The organism is Methanosarcina sp. 1.H.A.2.2 (assembly GCF_000979975.1).
In the GTDB taxonomy this organism is placed as follows: domain Archaea; phylum Halobacteriota; class Methanosarcinia; order Methanosarcinales; family Methanosarcinaceae; genus Methanosarcina.
In genome coordinates this window covers 102790-124469 of sequence record NZ_JJQL01000089.1, presented here as the reverse complement: position 1 = coordinate 124469, position 21680 = coordinate 102790, and the positions used below count along the sequence as shown (strand labels likewise).

The following is a 21680-nucleotide window of genomic DNA, read 5'->3' as shown; positions in this document are numbered from 1 at the left end:
ACTTCATCTTCTTCAAGTTTTATTTTTGCCATGAATGAAGATACAGATGGGATTCAAAGCTTATAAATAGGACTCAAAATTAAGTTGCCACGACACTAGGCTGAACAGACAACCCGGGAAAAAAGGACTCTGAAAACTAAAAAATTCAGGTCTTTCAGACTGATCTTTCTTTACCTGCTCCTCAATACCTGTCACTCTTGCCTTCATCCATATTTCATTTTTGTGATTTTCACCCATCAGGACAAAGTCCTCTTGAGCGCAGCGAAAAGGACAGCGCACTGCAGAGCCGCAACTCTGCTGGCTCAACTAAGATGATTCAACATCGCCATCAAAAATTATTATTACCATTCCCCCAATTAACCTTCAGATGATCATAGGTGTAATGGGGCCTGAAGGCTCGTATTCGGAAAGGGCTGCAAAATTATGGGCTCTGAAAAATAGCCTGATGGATGCAGAGTTTCGGTACTTCGCAGACATCGAGGACGCATTCTTGGCTGCAGTTGAAGGAAAAGCAGACATCTCCGTAGTCCCTGTAGAAAACTCCATCGAAGGTTCCGTAGGAGTCACCCTCGATCTCCTCCTTGAAAACGAGGCTGTTATAATCGGGGAAATTGTCGTCAAAATCGAGCACTGCCTGCTCTCTAAAGGCGGGCCCGAGAAGATCAGGGTAATCCTTTCCCATCCCCAAGGGCTCGCACAGTGCAGGCATTTCCTGAAGAAGCATTTTCCTGAAGCGGAACTCAGGAGCACGGGCAGCACTTCCCATGCAGCCAGGCTGGCAGGGGAATTTGAGGAAATGGCAGCAATAGCATCCCCTGAGGCTGCAGAGCGTTACGGGCTGAAAATCCTGCTCTCAAATATCCAGGACAGAAAGGAAAACCACACCCGTTTTATTGTTATCCGGGCTGAAAAAAAGATTTCATCGGAGCGGACTTTGGGAGCCGCAGGCGTTGATGCAGGCGTTGAAGGGGAATTGAGCCCGGAGCCCTGCCGAAATGCAGAGCATGAGCTCCAGGCTGAACACGAAACCTGGAGAGAAAAGGTCAGCCTTTCGGCCTGCAAAACATCTCTTATCGTATCCCTGGAAAAAGACCGGCCAGGGGCATTATACGAACTTCTGGGGGCTTTTGCGAAAAGAGGAATTAACCTTACAAAAATCGAATCAAGACCCTCCAAAAAAGAACTCGGAGACTATTACTTCTACATCGATTTTGAAGGTCATACAAGCGATGCACTTATAAAAGATGCCTTTGAAGATATAAAATCGAAAGCTGGTACAAAGTCAAAAACTAAAACTAATACATTAAAAGTACTGGGTTCTTATCCAGCCTTCAAGATTTCCAAATAATCAGGGACCTTCAGGTTCAAAAAAGAAACCTGATATGGGTATAAACGTGGATATATATATAATACGGAAGGCACTTACGGAAGGAACTTGCAGGTGGGACGTGTACCTTTAGCTGGAACGTGTACCTTTATATAATACCTTTATATAGTATATTTCTGTAATATCTTTCTATAGTATCTTAATATGTCGGCGTGCCTCTTTATATACTACTCTTAAATATAATAACACCGGGATCTCCGGTTGCAGAAGGGAGCGAGATGGCTCTAGAGATTGAAAATATCATCAACAAACACGAATCAGCTCTGAAGAAATATAGAGGACTCTATGTTTTCGCAGACCTTCTTGCAACGTTTCTGGTTCTCTACGCCCTTTTTGTGCTCCTCAACATGAGGGATATATTCCTAATGATTGACACCTTCGAACCCTATACCGGTGCAAAATACAGTATTCCTGGGTCTGAAATTGTCTTTGAGACCCTGGGGCTGATTATTCTTGCCTTTACCTTCTCTCTTATACTCACAGCATTCAGGTATTACAGGGCTAAAAAGAAAGATGCGATTTCCCTTATTGAAGAAAAATACCCTGTACTCAGGGAAAGGATGAGGACCGCCTATGACAACCGGGATATGGATAACATTATTGTCCGTGACCTTATAGGCGGCGTTATAATCGATTCGAAGCCTGTGAAGTCCTCTGTCTTCCTTAACCGAAAAAAGCTTGCAAAGGACCTCCTGGTAACCTTGTTTGCTGTCACGCTTCTGGCATATGTTGCCCATACAGGATATCAGGCACCTGTCGGCCCCCTCGACCTGGAGGAAGTAATCGAAACTATTCCTTTCCCGGGTTCGGATTCGAATCTTATTTCCGTAGAGGAAAATGGTGGGACTTCAGGAGACCCGCAGAACAATGAAGGACTTTTTGGAGAACCTGCCGTTATCATAATTGAGGGCAAGGAAGTAGACTTAAAGATACCTCCGGGTGGAGGGGAAGGCTTTACGAGCCAGGAAGAAGGAGAACCGAAAAACAACACATTTATTCAGTCAGATGTCTATAACCCGGAAGCCGTTGCTTCTCAGGCTTACTACGAGAACCTTCCTGAAGGGTACAGGAGTGTTATCCAGAGTTACTTTGAACAACTTGCAGAAGAATGATATAATAAATTTATATTAAGTCAAATTTACCTGTATTCAGTTTGATCGAGAATTATTGAAAAACAGCTATTGGAAAGCAGTTTTTGAATAACAGGCTGTGTTTTGAATAACAGGCTGAGACTGACAGGCTGTATTTGGAGTAACAGGCTGTTTTTGAATGGCATTCTGTTGCAGGAACGGATCAGGTTCAGCAGGAGCGGGCCTCGGGACCCGCGAAAAACAGCAGTTTAAAGGGTGAAGCAGATATGAATGAGAATAATATCGATTCAGGGCAGGCCTCCGCGACCTACCAGAACGCAGGCAGGATTTTTAAAAATTTCTTTGAAGAGATAGGGACTGTCATAGTGGGTCAGGACAGGGTAGTGGAACAGATTATAATCTCAATCCTCTGTGAAGGGCATGCCCTTGTGGAAAGCAATCCCGGACTTGGAAAAACCCTGATGATCTCTACGATCGCAAAGGCAATGAACCTGAAGTTCAGCAGAATTCAGTGTACCCCTGACCTGATGCCTTCTGATATCACAGGGACCAATATGATTGAGGAGAAAGATAATAAAAAAGAATTCAGGTTTGAACCAGGCCCTGTCTTTGCAAACATCGTGCTTGCAGACGAGGTTAACCGTGCTTCCCCTAAAACTCAGTCAGCCCTGCTCGAAGCCATGCAGGAAAAACAGGTAACAGTCGGAAACGATACCTTCCTTCTTGACCGCCCCTTCTTTATCCTTGCCACCCAGAACCCCATAGAAATGGAGGGCACATATCCCCTTCCCGAAGCCCAATTAGACCGTTTTCTCTTAAAGATCCTTGTAGACTATCCCACCTTTGAAGAGGAAATGGAGATCATAAACCGTTATACGAAATCCGAAACCCCTAAGATCACCAGGGGCCTGGATAAGTCTACACTTCTCGATTTGCAGAAGCTTACCCGGCAGGTTCCTATCTCCGAAGAACTCAAGCAGCGCGTCCTTTCTATTGTGTCAATGACCCGCAAAGACAAAGAGCACATCGAGTACGGGGCTTCTCCCCGCGCATCCATTGGCATGATCCTTGCAGCAAAGGCAAGAGCCCTGATACAGGGCAGAAACTTCGTGAGCAAAGAGGATATTGATTACATGGCTTACCCGGTTCTCCGTCACAGGCTGATCCTTACCTTCGAAGCCGAAAGAAGCGGGATGACCCCTGATGAAGCCATTGAGGAAATTCTCAAGAAAGTTAAATGAAACTTAAATGAAATAGTAAGCCGATCAGATAAATGAACTCTTACGAACCTGTGATTGAGCAGGTTCTGAGACTCGAATTGCATAAAATGTAAAACAAAGTTAAAACCCCCAGGGGTTTTCCAGGTCCGGGCAGAACCGGGCTTTTCGGTTGACGATCCAGAATGACTCGCACAAAACAAAAAATCGAAACGGATTTTTTCAGGCAGCTTGACAGCTTTACCTTTTCGGTCCGGAAGAGAGTATCGACGGTCTATGCCGGAAACCGCCCCTCAACCCGCAGCGGACACGGCATCGATACTATCGGGTTCAGGGAGTATGACTCAAGCGACGCTTTGAAAGATATAGACTGGAAGGCTTATGCGAGGACTGAAAAGCTCTATGTGCGGCAGTTTGAGGAAGAAAAGACCCTTACTACTCATATCCTTCTGGACGCCAGCAAAAGCATGGACTATCCTGAAAAGGGGACCTCGAAGTTCGAGTATTCTGCCATGCTTGCTGCAGGTTTTGCTTACATGGTAACCAAATATAATGATAGGTTTGCCATATCCACTTTTACGGACGAAATTGAGATCAATAAACCCCGCAGGGGCAAGAAGAACCTCATGCGGACAATCGACCGGCTTAGCGAACTTGAACTTTCGGGCGGGACCTCCATTAGTGAAGCCGTTCTGAAATACAGCCGGGAAATCAAGTCCAGATCCCTTGTAATCCTGATTTCGGACTTCATGCAGGACCCGGAGGCAATAGAAACAGCTCTGTACAGGCTCTCCGACCACGACCTTATCGTTATACAGGTGCTTGACCCCACGGAAAAAGAACTTCCTCTTCAGGGAAACAGCAAGCTTGTAGACCTTGAAACAGGTGAAGAGATAAGGACATATATCAGTGAAAAGTTCAAGGAACGCTATACCCGGAAGCTGGACGACCACACTGCAAGGATTAAAAAAACCTGCATGAAGGTCGGAGCCGAGTTCCACACCTATACAACCGACACTCCTATCTTTGATGCTTTCTACCATACGATCAGGAGAAGGAGACGCTAAAAAATGCCGTTTCAAACCCCCCTTGCTCTTGCTGCCCTCCTGAGTGTCATCCCACTTATAATCATTTACATGCTCCGCCCAAAACCAGCGGTGCTTTCGATTCCCTCCTTAATGTTTATCCTCAAGCTTGAAAGGGAACGAAAAAGGGTTTATGCCTCAATCACGAAAATCGTGCAGGACCCTCTTTTCCTGATTCAACTCCTTATGTTGATCCTTCTTTCCATTGGGGCTGCGGGCTATTATTACACTTCAAATGAGCCCCTCAGCGGAGAGCATACAGTGATCATCCTTGATACTTCGGCAAGCATGCAGGTCGAGTCTCGTTTTGAAGACGCGGTTGGAATTGCCGACGGTTATGTGAGCAAGAAAAACAGCATAATCCTTGCTTCCAATATTCCCCTGCTCGCCCTTGAAGGCGGGAGCGCTTCGGCTGCCGGGGATATATTCAATAAGGTCAAGCCCGGAGCTGGCACTGCCGACCTGTCTGCAGCCATTTCTACAGGTATGCGTCTCCTCTCTAAAGAAGGGGGAAGGATCATTGTTATCTCAGACTTTACAAACTGGGGAGGAGATGACCCCGTAGCTTCCAAGAACCTGGCCGAATCCTACGGGCTTGAGGTCAATTTCGTAAAGGTCGGAAAGCCTGCAGACAACATAGGAATCATTAATGGCTGGATTGAAGCCATGGATGGGGAATACGGCTACACCGGTGTGGTCAAAAACTACAAAGGCGAGAGTGAAACCGTTAAAATAGAGGCCGGAAGAGGAACTTCGGGAAATGTTTCAAAGTCTTTTACTCTTGATGTCCCTGCAGGCGGCACAAACCAGTTCACACTTGCAAACCTGGGGCCCGGACTTACCACAATAAGCCTCAATGTTAAAGATGACCTGTCTGTTGACAACAAAGCTTACATCTCCATTCCGGATACCTCCGGGCAGCAGATCCTCTATGTCACAGATAACGGGAAACTGCCTTCAAAAACCGCACTTTCCCTACTTCCAAATAGCGACCTGAAAATCCAGAAATCCGTGCCTTCTTCCCTTGATAATTACTCCCTTGTAGTGCTTGCCCAGAAAGAAACCCCGATTGCCAACGGCTCAGTGGACATTATCGAAAATTACGTGCGGAACGGGGGGAATGCGGTTTTCATTGCAAGCGAAGCCCTTGCCCCTGAGAAAACCGAGGTTGGCCTTGTTAAGCTCCTGCCTGTGAAACCTATCGGAGTTGAGGAAGCAGAAAACGGGCTTGAGGTTGAAGAAACCCTTAAGAGCAGCATTACACAGGATATAAACCCCGAAGAAATCTCGGTCCGCAAATACATGAATGCAACTGAGAGGACAGGTTCTACAACGCTTGTAGCCACGGAGAACGGTATTCCTGTGCTGAGCTACTGGCAGGTAGGTAAAGGGACTATCTTCTATATGGGGCTTAGTGACGAGCTCGGGGATGGAGCCTGGAACAATTTCCATAACCTGCCTGAGTATCCTGTGTTCTGGATAAAGCTGGTTGAGTGGCTTGGCGGCACAGGGGAAATTTCAGAATACAACCTTGAAACCGGCACCGTGACCTCCCTTTCAAAGACCGGGGAAATCCGCACGCCTTCAAAGACCCTGACAGCAAACCGTTTGCTCTTTGACGAGGTGGGGATATACGAGATTTCGGACAAGAAGATTGCAGTCAACCTCTATGATGACCGGGAATCAAATACTACAGTAGACGCCTCGGAACTTATCAGTCGGGCAGTTGCAAAAGATGAGACCAGGCTCGTCCGGGCTGACACCTATACTGCAAAAAACGATATTACCAATTATCTTATAGGAGTCCTGTTCCTGCTTATGCTGCTTGAAATCCTTATCGTCCGCGGGAGGGGTGAACTGTGAACGTAGCCCTTGAGAGCCCCGAGATGCTCTTACTTATAATTCCCGTGATTGTTGCGGGTTTCTATCTCCTGCGGAAGACAAAAACAAAACTTGTGGAATGGAGAATGCTTGTTGCCCTTCTCCTTGTCCTGGCCCTGGCTGCACCCTATACAACGGTTACCCAGACTATCAGTGAAGAAGACCCTTCACTTGTGTTTGTTCAGGACCAGACAGCAAGTATGGGAATTTTCCCTGAAGAAACAGGTACCGGCCTGTATGAAGCCCTTACGGCAAATACCCCTACCACCCTGGTGCAGCTAACCGGGGATAAGACCTCTCTAGGGGATGCTGTGACCCAGTACTCCGGGCTTGGCAACCAGATTGTTCTTGTCACCGATGGAAACAATAACGCAGGAAAGGACCTTACGGAAGCTCTGAGATTTGCAAAGGACGCAGACACTCCTGTCTATCTTGTCCAGCCCGAGCTTGAGACAAATGACCTAAGCGTCGAGGTGCTCGGGGACAAAACCGTTGTTGTCAACAACAAGAACGAGTTTGAAGTAGTTGTCCGCCAGGCTTCGGAACAGAGTGTCAGTTATTTACTTGAAATCTTTGTGGATGGAACAGCTGTCCCACCCGAGCGGTTTTCGCAGGATGCCCGGAGTAAAACTATCCCATTTAATCAGGCTTTTAACACCCTCGGCGCCCATAATATAAGGGTAAGGATCAGTGATGTGTCCGGAGGGGATTTAAACGAGGTTAACAACGAGTTCTACAAGTCCCTTTATGTAATTCCCAAACCAAAACTCACGCTTGTTACCGGTGAGACCGGCTCTCCTCTTGCTAGTGTCCTGAGCAGCCTTTACGAAGTTTCGGTTGTAAATGAGTATCCCGGAGCAGAGAAAATTAAAGACAGTAAGGTTCTGGTGCTTGACAACCAGTTCATAGAAAGTCTTTCTGAAAATGATGTCAAAGAGATTAAAAGTTACGTAACTAATGGAAAGGGGCTGATTGTTGTAGGAGGAATAAAGTCTTACGATAGGCCTGCATCTTCAAATTATAGAAACTCTTCTTTTGAAGAATTATTACCTATAATTTCGAAACCTTCTGAGACAATAGGTAAAAATTACGTAGTTTTACTTTTAGACTTATCAGGAAGTACTTTTCAAGGTGGACCCACGGAACATATTGTTGACAGGGTCGCAACCTATCCATTATATCCTATACTAATTGACAGTTCAAAGAATATTTTAAAGAGCAGTGCTCTAGAAGGCTCTGAAGTCGGAATTGTCGTAGTTGGCGATTATGTTGGGAACGTTTCTTCAGAACTTCGCCCTTTAAATGCTGCATCGATTAGCACTTTCGAAGGTGAATTGTCCAGTCTCAAGCCAACAAACAAACACGCTACTACAAACTTATCACAGGGAATCTTTGAAGCAACAAATCTTTTTGAGAAAGAAGCTCCTCCCGGTTCTCCGAAGTATATAATAATCGTTTCAGATGGTGTGGAATCTGAAAGCCCTAACCAGGGAGGAAGTTATTATTCTTCTGAATTGTTCAATTATGCAAAAAATGTCCATGAAGACGATAATATTAACTTTGTTTACATTGATATAGAGTCTACATCGGATACTAAAAATAGTATCGAATCCTTAAAGTTTTTTATGGATGAGGTAGAAGGGGAGTATATTGGTAATGTAACCTCAGTTTCTGGAGTAAAAGGAATTAAAAGTCTTGGAGCTGAGGTTCCAGAAGATACTGATGAAACTCCTCTCCCAGATTATTTTGACTTAATACCCTATTCTCCAGATCACTTCATCACGAAAAACGTGAATCTTAGTGCCGCCATTATTACTGGATATAATGATGTGACCCCAAAAGCCGGGGCTGAACGCCTGGTCACCACTTCTTCTGGAAAGCCTGTGCTCACCACATGGCGCTTCGGACTCGGTAGAGTTGCAGCTTTTACCACGGACAATGGGGAAGGTGAAGGCACTCGATGGGCTTCTGCCCTTTACAACGGGTCAAACAGCAGACTTATTTCAGGCACTACCAATTGGGCAATCGGGAACCCCCAGGCCGAAGAAGGAGCTGTCGTTGAAGCTCCGGATACCTGGCTGGGCACCCCTTCCGACCTCACCCTGATAATGTACGACGAAGGAGTCCCACAGCTTAAACTGGATGGAGCTTCGCTTGATCTTGCTCTTACAGGCAGGAATACCTACGAGGCAAGCATAAACCCGGTAAATGTCGGGATTCACGACATTTCAGGCTATCCGCTTGCGGTAAACTACCCGCGTGAGTACCTTGAAGTCGGGCTCAATAAAGATATCGAGCCTCTTATCCTTGCAACCGGAGGGAAGATTTATACTGAAAAGGAAGCAAGAGCCCTTCTCCTGAAGGATGCCAGGCAGAACTCCGAAAGGGAGTCAAACGATCCCGTGAGCCTTAAAGTGTATGTGCTTCTTGCAGCCCTTGTCCTTTACCTTGGAGAAATCCTGGTCAGGCGCATAAGGGAGATGAGAAGGCTTAAACAAGCCCAGGGTGAAACTGAAACAGGAGCCGAAGAAGCAGCAGCTTGACTTCTCCCTGCCCGCTCCCCAAGTTGCTCTGCCCGAATTGCGCTTCGGGAGCACGCGGTCCGTTTCACTCGCTCCGCTCGCTCAAGCGGACTAATTTATAGTATCACGGCTTTTCCTTCCTGAATTGCGTCCAGAGGGTATACTACCCTTTTCTTTTTGCTCAAGAGGCTTATCATAAATACATCAGTAGAAGCAGGGTCATCTGCCCGAAGAAGCCGGAAAAAACAGGTATCACAAGGTTATCGTCTATCTGGTTTACTGCGGTTTCCGTAATGGTTGCAAAAAAAGCCATGACGAGGGATACTAAGGGGTCTCCAACTATGACGAGTCCGATCAACAGATCAATTATGAATTCGGAAGTTGAACCTTCAAGAGATTTATCGTTTTTAAAGATTTTTTTGAAAATTCTTTTTTTTCCGTAGAATTTTCCTATAAGGGCTGCAGCCAGGTCTCCGAAGGTGGTCATGAGGACTGCAGCATAAGCGATTTCCTTGCTGAAGAGGGAGATTGCCGCAATTGCACCCAGGGCGAAGAAGATGTGCCCTCCGCAGCTATCGGCTTCATGCTCCCTGTACATCGTATGGAAAATGGGAATTTTCATGCCCTGTTCGAGCCGGAGGTATTCCAGGAAAAGGACAATTATCAGGAAAAGCATGAGCACCCAGAGAATTGTCTCTTTCCCGAAAAATTCGTAGATGAGCACTATCAGGACTGAGACCATATGTACACTTTTTCTCAGGACTTCAAAGATGATTTCTCTGGAGGGCATGGCATAAAGTTTTGTGAGAATAAAATATAAATCTATACTGGTCGGTGGGCTTGGAGAAACCCGGATTTCTTTGCAGTCGGATTTCTTGAAATTAAATATCTTTCAAAAAAGAGTTTTGAAAACCGGATTTGAGGATTTATCTCTCCAGTATTTCTCTGGCTTTTCTCTAACATTTCCTCTAACATTTTCCCCGGCTTTCTTCTTGTATTTTCCCCGGCTTTCTTCTGGTATTTTTCCCGGCTTTCCTCTGCTGTATGGTGATTTTCCGGTTCAAAATACTTTTTCAGGCGCTATGTGGGGGTTCGGGAGAGTCTCCGATTAGTTTTTTAATCATATTCATGTCTTTAATTATTTTCAGACTCATTAACCCTCCTATTAAAAGGTTCATATGGTATGTCAGGGTTCTCCAGGCAAGTACGGTAATTCCCAGAATGGATGAATCTACAAAAATAGAGAAGATGGACGCTGCTCCTAATTCAGCAACTCCGCTTGCTCCGGGAGTTGCGGGTATTACCATTATAACAGCCAGGAGCACCTGAGCTGCAAAGACGGTGATAATTGAAGGTGTCCGCGAAAGGCCCATCAGGATCAGGACGAGCAGTGAAAATTCTACGGTCCAGAAAATAACAGTGTAGGCAATTCCCCAGAGCAGCCCTCTTTTTCCTTCTGAAAAAAAGACCCTTACACTGTCATGAAAATGGTCTATTTCCCTGTCAATCTGTTCCATTAAGTGTGAAACTGCAGCATCGGTCTTTTTTCCAAAAAAAGGAGCAAGCCTGCCTGTTAGCCTGTGAGTTACGTATTTTACTTTTTCGGGTTTCCAGACGCCGTAAACAAAAAAGACGAGAAGTACAAAGACAAGGAAATTTACTGTTAAGAAAGCTGCATCAAATTCATAATTTGAAAGAATGTCCCCAAGAACGTAAAAGGCAAAAGGCAGACAGGAAAATATGAAAATGGCATCAAGAAGGCGTTCCCCTACAACGATTGCAGTAGCCTTGCCGAGAGGAATTTTGTTCCTGGTCAGGCCGTGGACTCTCAGTATCTCTCCGCCTGCAGAAGAAGGAGTAATTCCAGCCACAAAAGTACCTGAGATAACTATCTCTGTCACTTTCAGGACACTTATCCTGTATCCTAGGGCTTTGCAGAGAGCCCGGGTCCGCAGCCCCCAGATAAAGTATGAGCTAATATGAAGGAGGGCAGCTGCCAGGATGTACTCCAGCTTGATCCTTTTCAGGGCTTCAATAGTCTCCGAGTTAAAAGTCAAGCATGTAACCAGGGCAATTGATACAGCGCTGATAACCAGCGACCCAATAAGCCATTTTTTATACCTGGTCATTGAAATCTCTTAATTTTATTCTTTAGTATAGGTATTATCTTATTTAAGGAAACTTCTTTCTCCAATATATAATGAACGGCACAAGAGAAGTTCGATATGTCAGAGTGAACTGTTTTCTTTAATCTGGAATCCAATTTTAAAAGGTCTGCACCGTTCTTATAAGATCCTTACTTATTCTTAACAGATTTATGTCTACTAAGCGATTGTATTTCTTAAAAGTTCCTGTTTCTTAAGAAATCTGTACTAAAAAATAAGAATATGAAAATTATCTGTGTATCAGAAAGAAATTATCTGTATCAGAAATGATGGTTGTCCCCAGGTACACGGTTGAGATTTGGCATAAGGTTTCCAGCCCGTCTAATACTTTTGTTTTTCTCTACTACTGTACGCAGGTGGGCTCAAGCCTTGAGCGGCGAATTGAAAAAAGGATTGAGACTTCATATACGGGTATTTCTGACTAAACCAACCAATTAAAAAAGGGAGTGCCGAAATGATAATAATCGGACAAAAATCCGGCAGAGAGCCTGTGAAAGATTACAAAAGCAAAAATTCGGGTCAATATTGAAAACTCAATTTGAATTTGCAAGAAACCCGTATTCTCAGGCTATGAATACTTTTTATTAGGGTCCGGATAAATCCGGAGCATACCTTTTGACCTGGAATACGGGTTCCGATTTAGATTCTCAATGCAGATTCTCTATTATACTCACTCTTAATTTTTGATATACTCTTTTGATTTTAGATTTTCTTATATACTCTTGATTTTTGATCGGTTTTAACCTTTCTTTAAATCCTGTATTTCAGGAGCCTTCATATGTAGTATCATAGTCCGAATTGATGACAATTTCCTTTATGCTGGAATTCTTCTCGATCACAACTTCAGGCCAGATCTTTACTCCCGAATGTATGGTCGAATTGTTTCCTATAACGACTTTATGCCCGATTACTGTCCCATTCTCCAGGCTGCACTCATCTCCTACAGCAGTTTCATCTGCAACTACAGCTCCGGAGATATTGGAGTTTTTACCTATGCATACATCATCAAAAAGGTACGAAGAAAGAATCTTTGCATTATTATCGATAGTGCAGTTTGCACCTATCACGCTGTAAGGTCCGATAAGGACATTATCGCCAATTACAGTGTTTTCCCCTATGACAATGGGCCCAACGAGTGAAGAATTCGAACCGATCGAGACATTGTTTCCTATGGATAAGGGGCCTCGTATTCTTGCGTTTCTTGTTGTGAAGTTTCCTTCTATTGTGGTCCCTGGAAGGGCATCCAGCATCCAGCGCTGGGCCTGCCTGTAGGCTGCCGAACTCCCTACATCAGTCCATTTTCCCCTGACAAGCATGCCGTTAATTCTCTTATCTGCCGCAAGCAGGGCAGGGAAAAGGTCTTTTGCAAAATCATACTTTTTATTTTCAGGTATCCAGTCAAAAATTTCAGGGTCACAGATGTAAATGCCTGTACTTGCAAGGTTGCTGAATATCTGGCCGGATTTGGGTTTTTCCAGGAAGCGGTGGATCCGGTTGTTTATATCCATATCAGCAATCCCGAATTCCCTCGGGTCATCAATGGAAAGGAGTCCTATAGTTACCAGAGCATCGTTTGTTTCATGGAAGCGGTACATCTCCCTCAGGTCGAGGTTAAGGACGTGATCTCCCCCAAGCACGATGAAAGGCTCATTTTTCAGGTACTTTTCAGCATTTTTTACCCCGCCTGCTGTCCCCATCTTCTCTTTCTCATACACATAATCGATGTGTACTCCGAACATGTGCCCGTCTCCGAGCTGTTCCTCTATGCGTTCTCCCATATATCCCAGGGTCATGACTATTTCATTGAACCCTTCCCTCGAAAGGTGCTCTATCAGGTGCAGGACTGATGGTTTATTGAGAATCGGTATGCTAGGTTTCGGGTGTTTGAAGGTCAGTGGCCTGAGCCTTGTCCCTGTGCCTCCGCACATGATACATGCTTTCATATTTTCTCAAATGTTACTCTATAGATATATTGTTAACGATCTGTTCTTTCCGTTTCAAAGCTTATTGATGACGATTATTTTAGAGTAATATCCTCTTTTCGTTCGACCCTTATCTCTTTCTTCCCCTTATACTCAGAAATAATGCCTGTTATGCTTATGAAGTTTCCTTCCTTGATTGATCCGTCCAGGGCTTCGGCCCCTGCTGTCTTCGGGATAAATACGCTAAGGACTTCGGAGTCAAAGTTCACTTCTAAAAGCAGGTGATCTCCGGTATAAGTAAATCGTTTACTCAAAACCTCAGCATCAAGAGACACTTTTTCCCCAACTTCGGATTCGTGGGTGTACTTCAGGGCTTTTCCTCCTGACTGTTGTTCGGCTCCTGCAAGTTCCTGCCCGAAGAGCAGGTACGCTGTCGAAAGAGAGAACAATGCCATCACGAGCAGCACTACCACGACTTTCTCTTCCTTTTCCATCTTCCACCACTTTCCAGTTTGTGGGTCCTAAAATTATCTTATAGTGAATTATCTTGAATAAATTTATCTCAAGGATCAACGATATGAATTTATTTCAAGGGTCAACTATATGAATTTATTTCAGGGATCAACTATATAAATTTATTTCAAGGATCGACGATATAAATTTATTTTAAGACCAGCTTACATTTCCAGATCCGTTCACAATGGAGACAAGTTTTATTTCAAGGATCAGGGTTTTGCCTGCAAGTTCATGGTTGAAGTCAAGGGTTGCGTAAGTTTCCGTGGAATCGAGCACTTTAACTTCACTTCCCCCAGGCGTTATTATTTTTTTTCCTGCCTCCGGAGGGTCCTTTAGTTCAAGTCTTGAAAGAGGAATTTTCTGAACGAGATAACTTTTAGATTCTCCGTAGGCGTCTTCAGGCACGATTTCAAGGGTTTTTTCTTCTCCTTCTCGCATTCCAAGAACCCCGTCATCGATACCTTTTATCACCTGACCGGTGTATGTCCTGAAAAATAAAGGTGTGTATTCTTTTTCTTCATCATATATCCCAGCTTCAAGAGCTTTTTCTTTTAAGGTGGTATCGAATACTGTTCCATTCTCAAGCTTTCCGGTATAATCAATAAGGAGATAATCTCCCTTTTCCACAGTACGAGAGTTCTCCATTTTTCCTTCTCCTGTTATTTTTTTTCTTTACAGCTTTTTCGGTAATCCTGATTTTTTTCCTGGTTACCAGAGGGGTGCATCTTTTTTAAAGAAATATAAGCCGGTTTTAAATCGGTTTAACTGACGTAAGCTTCATTCTATTGAAATAAGCTTTATATCGAAAATAAGAGTCTTGCCTGCGAGTTTGTGGTTAGAGTCAAAAGTAACATGCGTTTCATTTACATCAATGACTCTGAACTGGTCCCCGTACATACTGCTGAATATCTGTCCGATTTCAGGTTTCACTGATAGGTTCAGATCCTCAAGGGAGACTGCCTGAATTTTTGCGTCATCATATTCTCCGTAAGCTTTTTCGGGGGGAATTGTCAGAGTCTTTTCTTCTCCTTTTTTCATCCCGATTACGCCTTCGTCAAAACCCTGGATCAACTGGCCCGAACCAACCTTAACGGTCAGGGGGACATAGGTTCTCTGTTCTGTGTATATGCCTGCCTCTTTTGCGATTTCTTCTACGGAGGTATCAAAAACAGTACCGTTTTCGAACTTTCCAGTGTAGTCCACCTGAATAGTGTTTCCGACTTTTACAATGCTACTATTTCCACTGTCAGTGCATCCGCTTCCGAAAAGGATACTCCCAAGGAGTAGAATGGATATTAAAAAAGTTTCCCCCCTCCCCGCCCTCATTTTTTATGCCTCCATCGAAACAACTTTTATTTTGAATATCAGGGTCTTGCCTGCGAGCTCATGGTTGAAGTCCACAATGAAGTTTTCCTCGCTTACCTCTGTGATAGTGCCCCGGAGTCCGGTTTCCGTGGCCAGCTGCATCCCTACTTCCGGAGTAAAATCTACAGCATTACGTGGCAGTTCCCTTGCGTACTCTTTCATATATTCTCCGTACGCTTCCTCGGGAGGAATTGTAATGGTTTTTTCGTCTCCCACTTTCATTCCGACCACGCCCTCGTCAAAGCCTTTAATCATCTGCCCCGCTCCCACGGTGAATGTCAGAGGATTGTAGTCTCTCATTTCGTTGTATATCCCTGCCTCAGCGGCAGCTTCCTTTTCCGATGTATCGAAAACTGTGCCATCTTCCAGTTTTCCCACATAATCAACGGAAATACTATCTCCGTTTTCGACTGGTTTGTTTAAATTTTTACTTATCTCTTCAGTCATAATAATCAATATGACAAAATGAGAGCATGTTAGATAAACATAATGATAAATAAGGTGTCAGAAACCGGTTAAAATGATTCCCGGAAATATGAAACACAGGAAGCTTTAAACCTTATTTTTTAAGTTTTGATTTCAAATTTCGATTTCTGTTAGTTCTTTCTTTTAGCCCTGTTCATTTTCTTTCATTCCTTTTTCCAGTCCTTTTAGCTTTTTTCACCTACTTCTTTAATCTTCTTTCATTTTCTTTCATTTTCTTTAAGTTCCTTTTGATAGTCAATATATGAGTAAACAACAGTAATCCCGGCTACAAAAATTACGGGCACAAGGATGAAGTATATTGCAAGTTCCGGAAAAAAAGCCCCGAAGATTGCTGCTATTCCTGCTATCTTGAATAGTTTCCCTCCAAGCCGGTTAGTTCTTTTCCACACCCTCTCGCTGCTGAGAGTCCAGGGTGTCCTGATTCCGATGAACCAGTTCTGCTCTGCATTTTCCGTAAGTATCCCTATATAATAAAACAGAAGCCCTATCCCTACAGGAATTACGGCATTGGGGCTGATCTGAATTCCTGTGTTCCAGAGCAGTATCTGGAGATGGACACCGACCATAAACAAAACCATTATCGCTATAAACCCGTCATAATATTTCCTGAATTTTGCTATATTTTCTTTCAGCGGGTCAATTCTCGGAATTACCAGGAACATAATTACAAGACCCGTTATCACTAACGGCATGAAAAAGAGCCCCCAGAGTTTCGACATATAGCCGTCTACTTCTCCCTGTGAGTTCCAGTGAGTTGCCATCTGTTCAGGTACCTGCGGGTAAAAATAGATTGATAGGATAAAAGAAAGAAGAACCAGTCCTGTTATTGCTACTGTAGCTTTTCGCATGTAAATTCTTTAGATGTTTCAAATATTTAAAAATGTGGAGTACTTATGGGTCTGCCAACGCTAATGGACTGGCTACGGACCCGACACTGTATCTGTCACTGCATCTGTCACTGTATCTGTCACTGCATATATGAGTGGGAATGCTTATCGACCTTCAAGTTTTCTGAAAACCTTAACCTGAGTCTGAGACGGTTTTCCCGGACTTCATTCTAAACCCGCCAATCAGTGCTGCAATCCCGCCTATTACAAGGGAAATTCCATATATCCAGGGCAGGACAACGGCACCTGCCAGGGGGTTAACCAGCAGGAGTATCCCGAGGGCAATTGTCAGGAGCCCGAGGATCGCCATTCCCAGTCCGCCTCCTTTGAGCGCCCAGACAAGTCTGATTACGCCGTATATAATACTCCAGATTCCTATTATGATTACAAGAAGTGCCAGAATTACAAAGGGACTGTACGGGTATACAAATACCACAATCCCGATAAGAATGCCCATAACACCGGAGAGCAATTTCCATCCCATGTTCTCTCTGTCCATCAGCAGTGAAACGATTGAAATAACTCCGCCCAGAAACCAGAAGATTCCGAGTATCTGGACTAAGGTTATGGTGGTTACTACAGGTGAAAACAACAGAAATAAGCCTATGATTACGGCAAAGATTCCTTCCAGTACAACCAGCCACCAGGGGACCTGCATTACTTCATATTCCACAGTGCGGTATTCTGCAGCTGTTTGTTCCATATACTTACCTCCAGAGTTGCTTTACGTAGAAAATTTGATGCTGTCGGCTACCCCAATAAAATGTACAGGTATCAAAAACAAACCTCTTACCTGAAGTATGAAGTTTCCCGATTCTTCTGTGCACTGTGACTCAGTCAGGTAAAAAGGTTAATCTCCGCTATCTATTATATATTGGAGATTATATAAATCAATGAGTATTTATTTCTCTTCTAATGTTCTATGCTGTGTTCAGTCACACATGGGCCATGCGTCATAGCCGCTTAATATTCGTTTTTGAACGCCCCTGCGCATCTTTATTTTTAATCTTCCCTGTACACAGAAAACCGGGACGTACGCAACTCAAAAGACAATCTCAATAACTGTATGTGAATATTCTAAAACAATCTTCCCTTCCTATTAACAATCTGCCTAAAAAATGACGCGCCCTCATTAAAAATTAGGACAATTTAGTTAATTTGATATAACATTGCCAATTTCGTAAAATAAATTCATTTTAAAACTCAATAAGTGTGACTTAAGACGTTTTTATGTCCTTTTAAGACAACGCCTCAGCCATACCAGTGTATCCTGTACAGTCAAAAATGGGGATTTGAGGTAACTATTGATATTGAGATTCTAAAATAGTTTGTAGGGGTTTTTCTTGTGTGGCAAATAAAAAGAGTATTATCGATTTTATTTACAGTGGCTCTCACACTTCAGGTTATTGCCGGGTGCGCAGCTGCGACTACGTTTTATGTTGATGACGACGGGCCTGGTAATTATACTACAATCCAGGCTGCCCTGAACGATGCGGTTGATGGAGATGTCATTCTGGTTAGCCCTGGAACGTACCCTGATGAAACCATATTCGTAAATAAATCAGTGACTATCAAAGGAGCAGCTGGAGCTGGATACCCTTCTGTCGGTGGTTTTGCTCTTCTCAGCCACTCCAGAATAGAGGGGCTCACAATCACAAAAGGCGTTGACTTCTCCGAGGGTGGGGTTTCCTGCACAATTCGAAACAACCGGTTCAACGGCTGCGGTGTCAGTATGGGCACCAGTTACATGTACGGGAACCAAACCATAATGAATAACCTCTTTACGGGCAGCCCGACTGGTGTATCTACATATGACAGTATTGACAACAAAATAATAGGAAACACTTTCAGAGAATGTGATGTCGGTATCACACTCACATACGGCGCGGGTGGTCATATTGTAACTGGTAACATTTTCAAAAATTGTGGTATCGGTCTTTATATCATCAGGGACTCTGCGTCGGTATATAATAACTATTTTTTGAATGACGTTAACCTGATGATTGAGGACGGAAACCCCGGAGGGTCGTTCAGCGTCCCAAAGACGCCTGGCCTGAACATAATAGACGGTCCTTATATCGGAGGTAACTTCTGGGGATCTCCTGCAGAAGATGGATTCTCCCAGACTCATTTGGATGCGAACGGTGACGGGTTTGCGGAGAAACCTTACTCTCTAAACGAGCAGAATATTGATTATCTGCCTCTGGTAACCCCCAGGACGGAGCCTGTACCTGTACCCCCTGTCGCAGATTTCAAGGCAAATATCACCCAGGGCCCTGCTCCTCTTTCTGTTCTTTTTACTGACCTTTCACAAAATGCGATATCGAGAAGCTGGGACTTTGATAATGATGGAAATATTGATTCTACAGCTAAAAGCGAAGTTCATGTGTATGAAGTTCCAGGGAAGTATACTGTTAAGCTGACTGCAGTAAACACAAATGATACAGTCTCAAAAACTGCTGTTATAACTGTGCTGGAAAAAGAAGTTGATATTCTTCCTGTAGCAAATTTCAAGGCAAATACAACCAGCGGGAATGCCCCTCTTTCTGTCCTCTTTACCGACCTTTCACAAGATGCAACATCAAGGACCTGGGACTTTGGAGACGGAGTTACTTCAACTGAGAGGAATCCAACTCATTCTTATTCCCTGGCAGGAACTTATACCGTTAATCTGAAAGTAAGCAACCAGAACGGCACGGATTCAAAAACTGCTGTTATAACTGTGCTGAAAAAAGAAATTGAAATACTTCCGACAGCAGACTTCAGCACAAATGTCACCAGCGGCTATGCCCCCCTCGTCGTTCTCTTTACTGATCTTTCACAAAACGCAACATCGAGAAGTTGGGACGTTAACAATGACGGAGTCGAGGACTCAAATGCGGCAAGCTTTGTTTATGTGTATCCTGCCACAGGAACGTATACCGTTAAGCTGATTGCGATCAATGCAAAAGGCACTGATACAAAAACTACTCTGATAGCTGTAGATAAGAAAAGCAGTGGCGGAAGCAGCAGCGGTGGTGGAGGCGGAGGCGGAGGCGGAGGATCTCCTGAGCCTGCAAAGAATGTAGAGGTCAAGGAACTTGCCCAGGTCTTCATTACAAACGGTAAGGCTGTAAAGTTCGAGTTCACGAAGAACGCCACCTGTGTTGTGTCTGTGGGCTTCGATGCGATCAAGAACGTAGGCAAGACCACAACCATTGTTGAGCAGTTAAAGAAAAAGTCAGCCCTTGTCTCGAAGATGCCTGCAGGTGAGGTCTACAAGTCCTTCAATGTCTGGGTAGGAAATGCCGGATATGCAACCTCAAAAAACATCGAAAACCCCATCCTGAGCTTCAAAGTTGAAAAGGCCTGGATTCAGGATAGGCTAATAGAACAGGACTCGATCACCCTGAACAGGTATGATGAAAAAGTCTGGACGCAGCTGCCAGCCAGACTGTCAGGTGAAGATAAAAAATACCTGTATTTCACAGCTGAAACCCCGGGATTTGCCTCTTTTGCGATAACAGGTGAGGCACAAGGTACTCCTGAAAAAGTAACCGAAAAAGGGACTTCGCTTGAAACCCGGTCTCTGCAAGGAGAAGGTAATGAAAGTACAGGGTTGGACACGGATTCAGAACAGAGTGAGAGCACAAAATTCTCTGGCATCCCTTCGGTCTATGGCATAATAGGGCTGCTCTTTTTAGGCCTGATATGTGCGATCATTTATAGACAGGTCCCAAAATGAAAACATGAAAATGGAACGCTTCATGGCGTTTCATTTTTTATCTTTTTTGCGAGGAAAGGTTGATCCTCAAATAAGCCAGTAAATCGGTTTTGTCATAAAATCCTCATATCCAGGAATCAAGCTCTTAAATCTTAAGAGAGATCGTGGGATTAAAAATTATAAAGGTTTCTGCTTAATTACCCATTTAATTAAAAAAGAGAATGGACCGGTCGGGAATTGAACCCGAGGCCTCTACCATGCCAAGGTAGCGATCTACCCCTGATCTACCGGCCCATGTTGTGTTTTGCTTTGTCAGCACTCCCACATACACTCAGTATCGTATATATAACTGTCGGCATACATGCTCTGCTTCCTGTAAATAAAATTTAGGATCTGGGAAATTCCTACTATCCGAGCAAAAGGTATAAGTAGTAATTCGAGTATTAGAAGTGTTGTCGGATTGGGATGCTTTCCCTAAAAAAGCCTTTCAACTCTGATAATTATAGAATAAACCTGACATCTGGGCCCGTAGCTTAGCCTGGTGGAGCGCACGGCTGATAACCGTGAGGTCCTGCGTTCGAATCGCAGCGGGCCCACCACAATCCAACAATATCTTCTCAGAGAACTTTCAGGTTTTCTAAACTGAATTCCTTCATTGAGGGCCCGTAGCTTAGCTTGGTGGAGCGCACGGCTGATAACCGTGAGGTCCTGCGTTCGAATCGCAGCGGGCCCACCATACTTTCTCTTAACTTTTTGATGTTCTACTCTTTTTTGTTTATCTTTTGTTTATCTTTTGTTTATCTTTTGTTTATCTTTTGTTTGTTTTCCCTACATCTTCTTTCAATCAATAACTCTATTCTAATTCCATTTTTTCAATTTTATGTGAGCTTTACCAACCTGATTACCTTTTTTTCAATCTTCTGGAATATCCAAAAATAGAATCCTCTTTCGTGTATTATTTATAATATTTATAATCAATTTCCACAATTCTCTCACTCATTTCCAACAAGGTATGAAATAAGGAAGGTATGAAATACGGAATGCGCGGAAAAAGGAAAAGCTCTGGCCCATATTTGTAATTTAGTTCCCTTGATAGAAGATCACTGTGATAAACTCTAAATTAGTCTGCTTGAGCGAGCGGAGCTCACTGCTAAAACCCATAGATTAGCCCTCTTGAGCGCAGCGAAAAGGGCAGCTTACTGCAGAGTCGCAACTCTGCTGAAACGGACTGCGTACTGTTGCACTTGCAGTGCAACTCCAAGAAAATCTGCGATTTCCTGAGATCCCGGGGCGCAATTCGGGTGGCGCAACTAGGGGTTAGTAAGAATAATTGTAATAGAAAAGTTGTTGGTAAGAAAAAAAGTTAGGGTGGGGGTAATCCCCTTTAAGACAGAACGGCTTCTGGATAGTAGAAGTCCAGGCAATTTGCGGTATGAAATCCTGCCCCTGACTT

16 protein-coding genes and 3 tRNA genes are annotated in these 21680 nt (G+C 43.9%); 9 read left to right on the top strand and 10 right to left on the bottom strand.

All coding sequences use genetic code 11. From position 1 onward, the window contains the following. Positions 1–367: 367 nt before the first annotated feature. The 6 genes from EO93_RS14515 (at position 368) to EO93_RS14490 (ending at position 9204) form a co-directional block, all read left to right on the top strand. Positions 368–1348 (top strand): prephenate dehydratase, encoded by a 981-nt coding sequence (locus tag EO93_RS14515; RefSeq protein WP_048135553.1) that lies wholly within the window; start codon positions 368–370, stop codon positions 1346–1348. Positions 1349–1605: 257 nt separating this feature from the next. Beyond that, on the top strand, positions 1606–2499 hold the full coding sequence (locus EO93_RS14510) for a hypothetical protein (RefSeq protein ID WP_048163262.1): 894 nt from the start codon (positions 1606–1608) through the stop codon (positions 2497–2499). Between the two features lie 245 nt (positions 2500–2744). Beyond that, positions 2745–3719, top strand: coding sequence for a MoxR family ATPase (locus EO93_RS14505; RefSeq protein ID WP_048163261.1), 975 nt, complete (start codon positions 2745–2747; stop codon positions 3717–3719). 161 nt (positions 3720–3880) lie between these two features. Next, entirely contained in the window at positions 3881–4762 is an 882-nt protein-coding gene (locus tag EO93_RS14500) for a DUF58 domain-containing protein (protein ID WP_048163259.1), read from the top strand. A 3-nt stretch (positions 4763–4765) separates the two neighbouring features. Next, complete coding sequence (locus EO93_RS14495; RefSeq protein WP_048135546.1) at positions 4766–6643, top strand: VWA domain-containing protein; 1878 nt, start codon at positions 4766–4768, stop codon at positions 6641–6643. Further along, entirely contained in the window at positions 6640–9204 is a 2565-nt protein-coding gene (locus EO93_RS14490) for a hypothetical protein (RefSeq protein WP_048163258.1), read from the top strand. Before EO93_RS14495 ends, EO93_RS14490 begins: the two co-directional genes overlap by 4 nt. 172 nt (positions 9205–9376) lie before the next feature. Here EO93_RS14490 and EO93_RS14485 read toward each other — a convergent pair whose 3' ends face one another. The 9 genes from EO93_RS14485 to EO93_RS14445 form a co-directional block, all read right to left on the bottom strand. Further along, positions 9377–9973, bottom strand: coding sequence for a diacylglycerol/polyprenol kinase family protein (locus tag EO93_RS14485; protein WP_048163257.1), 597 nt, complete (start codon positions 9971–9973; stop codon positions 9377–9379). A 283-nt stretch (positions 9974–10256) separates the two neighbouring features. Further along, the gene (locus tag EO93_RS14480) at positions 10257–11312 is read right to left on the bottom strand and encodes a flippase-like domain-containing protein (protein WP_048163255.1); all 1056 of its coding nucleotides are present in this window, start codon (positions 11310–11312) and stop codon (positions 10257–10259) included. 800 nt (positions 11313–12112) lie between these two features. Next, positions 12113–13291, bottom strand: a complete 1179-nt coding sequence (locus EO93_RS14475; RefSeq protein ID WP_048138184.1) for a sugar phosphate nucleotidyltransferase — start codon at positions 13289–13291, stop codon at positions 12113–12115. A gap of 74 nt (positions 13292–13365) precedes the next feature. Beyond that, positions 13366–13764, bottom strand: coding sequence for a tRNA synthetase (locus EO93_RS14470; protein ID WP_048163254.1), 399 nt, complete (start codon positions 13762–13764; stop codon positions 13366–13368). Between the two features lie 172 nt (positions 13765–13936). Then, on the bottom strand, positions 13937–14431 hold the full coding sequence (locus EO93_RS14465; protein WP_048163252.1) for a peptidylprolyl isomerase: 495 nt from the start codon (positions 14429–14431) through the stop codon (positions 13937–13939). 132 nt (positions 14432–14563) lie between these two features. Beyond that, positions 14564–15112: a peptidylprolyl isomerase gene (locus EO93_RS14460; protein WP_048163251.1), complete on the bottom strand. Its 549-nt coding sequence runs from the start codon at positions 15110–15112 to the stop codon at positions 14564–14566. A 3-nt stretch (positions 15113–15115) separates the two neighbouring features. After that, entirely contained in the window at positions 15116–15598 is a 483-nt protein-coding gene (locus EO93_RS14455) for a peptidylprolyl isomerase (RefSeq protein ID WP_048163249.1), read from the bottom strand. Between the two features lie 236 nt (positions 15599–15834). Continuing rightward, on the bottom strand, positions 15835–16485 hold the full coding sequence (locus tag EO93_RS14450; RefSeq protein ID WP_048135529.1) for an SdpI family protein: 651 nt from the start codon (positions 16483–16485) through the stop codon (positions 15835–15837). A gap of 172 nt (positions 16486–16657) precedes the next feature. Further along, on the bottom strand, positions 16658–17227 hold the full coding sequence (locus EO93_RS14445; protein ID WP_048135526.1) for an HdeD family acid-resistance protein: 570 nt from the start codon (positions 17225–17227) through the stop codon (positions 16658–16660). A 681-nt stretch (positions 17228–17908) separates the two neighbouring features. Between EO93_RS14445 and EO93_RS14440 the strand changes: the two genes are divergently transcribed. After that, positions 17909–20248, top strand: coding sequence for a PGF-pre-PGF domain-containing protein (locus EO93_RS14440; RefSeq protein ID WP_048163248.1), 2340 nt, complete (start codon positions 17909–17911; stop codon positions 20246–20248). Positions 20249–20449: 201 nt separating this feature from the next. On the opposite strand, the gene EO93_RS14435 is transcribed toward EO93_RS14440, so the two are convergent. Next, a tRNA-Ala gene (locus tag EO93_RS14435) sits at positions 20450–20521 on the bottom strand. Between the two features lie 228 nt (positions 20522–20749). On the opposite strand from EO93_RS14435, the gene EO93_RS14430 reads away from it, so the two are divergent. Next, positions 20750–20826, top strand: a tRNA-Ile gene (locus EO93_RS14430). A gap of 60 nt (positions 20827–20886) precedes the next feature. Further along, a tRNA-Ile gene (locus EO93_RS14425) sits at positions 20887–20963 on the top strand. The last annotated feature ends 717 nt before the right edge of the window (positions 20964–21680 follow it).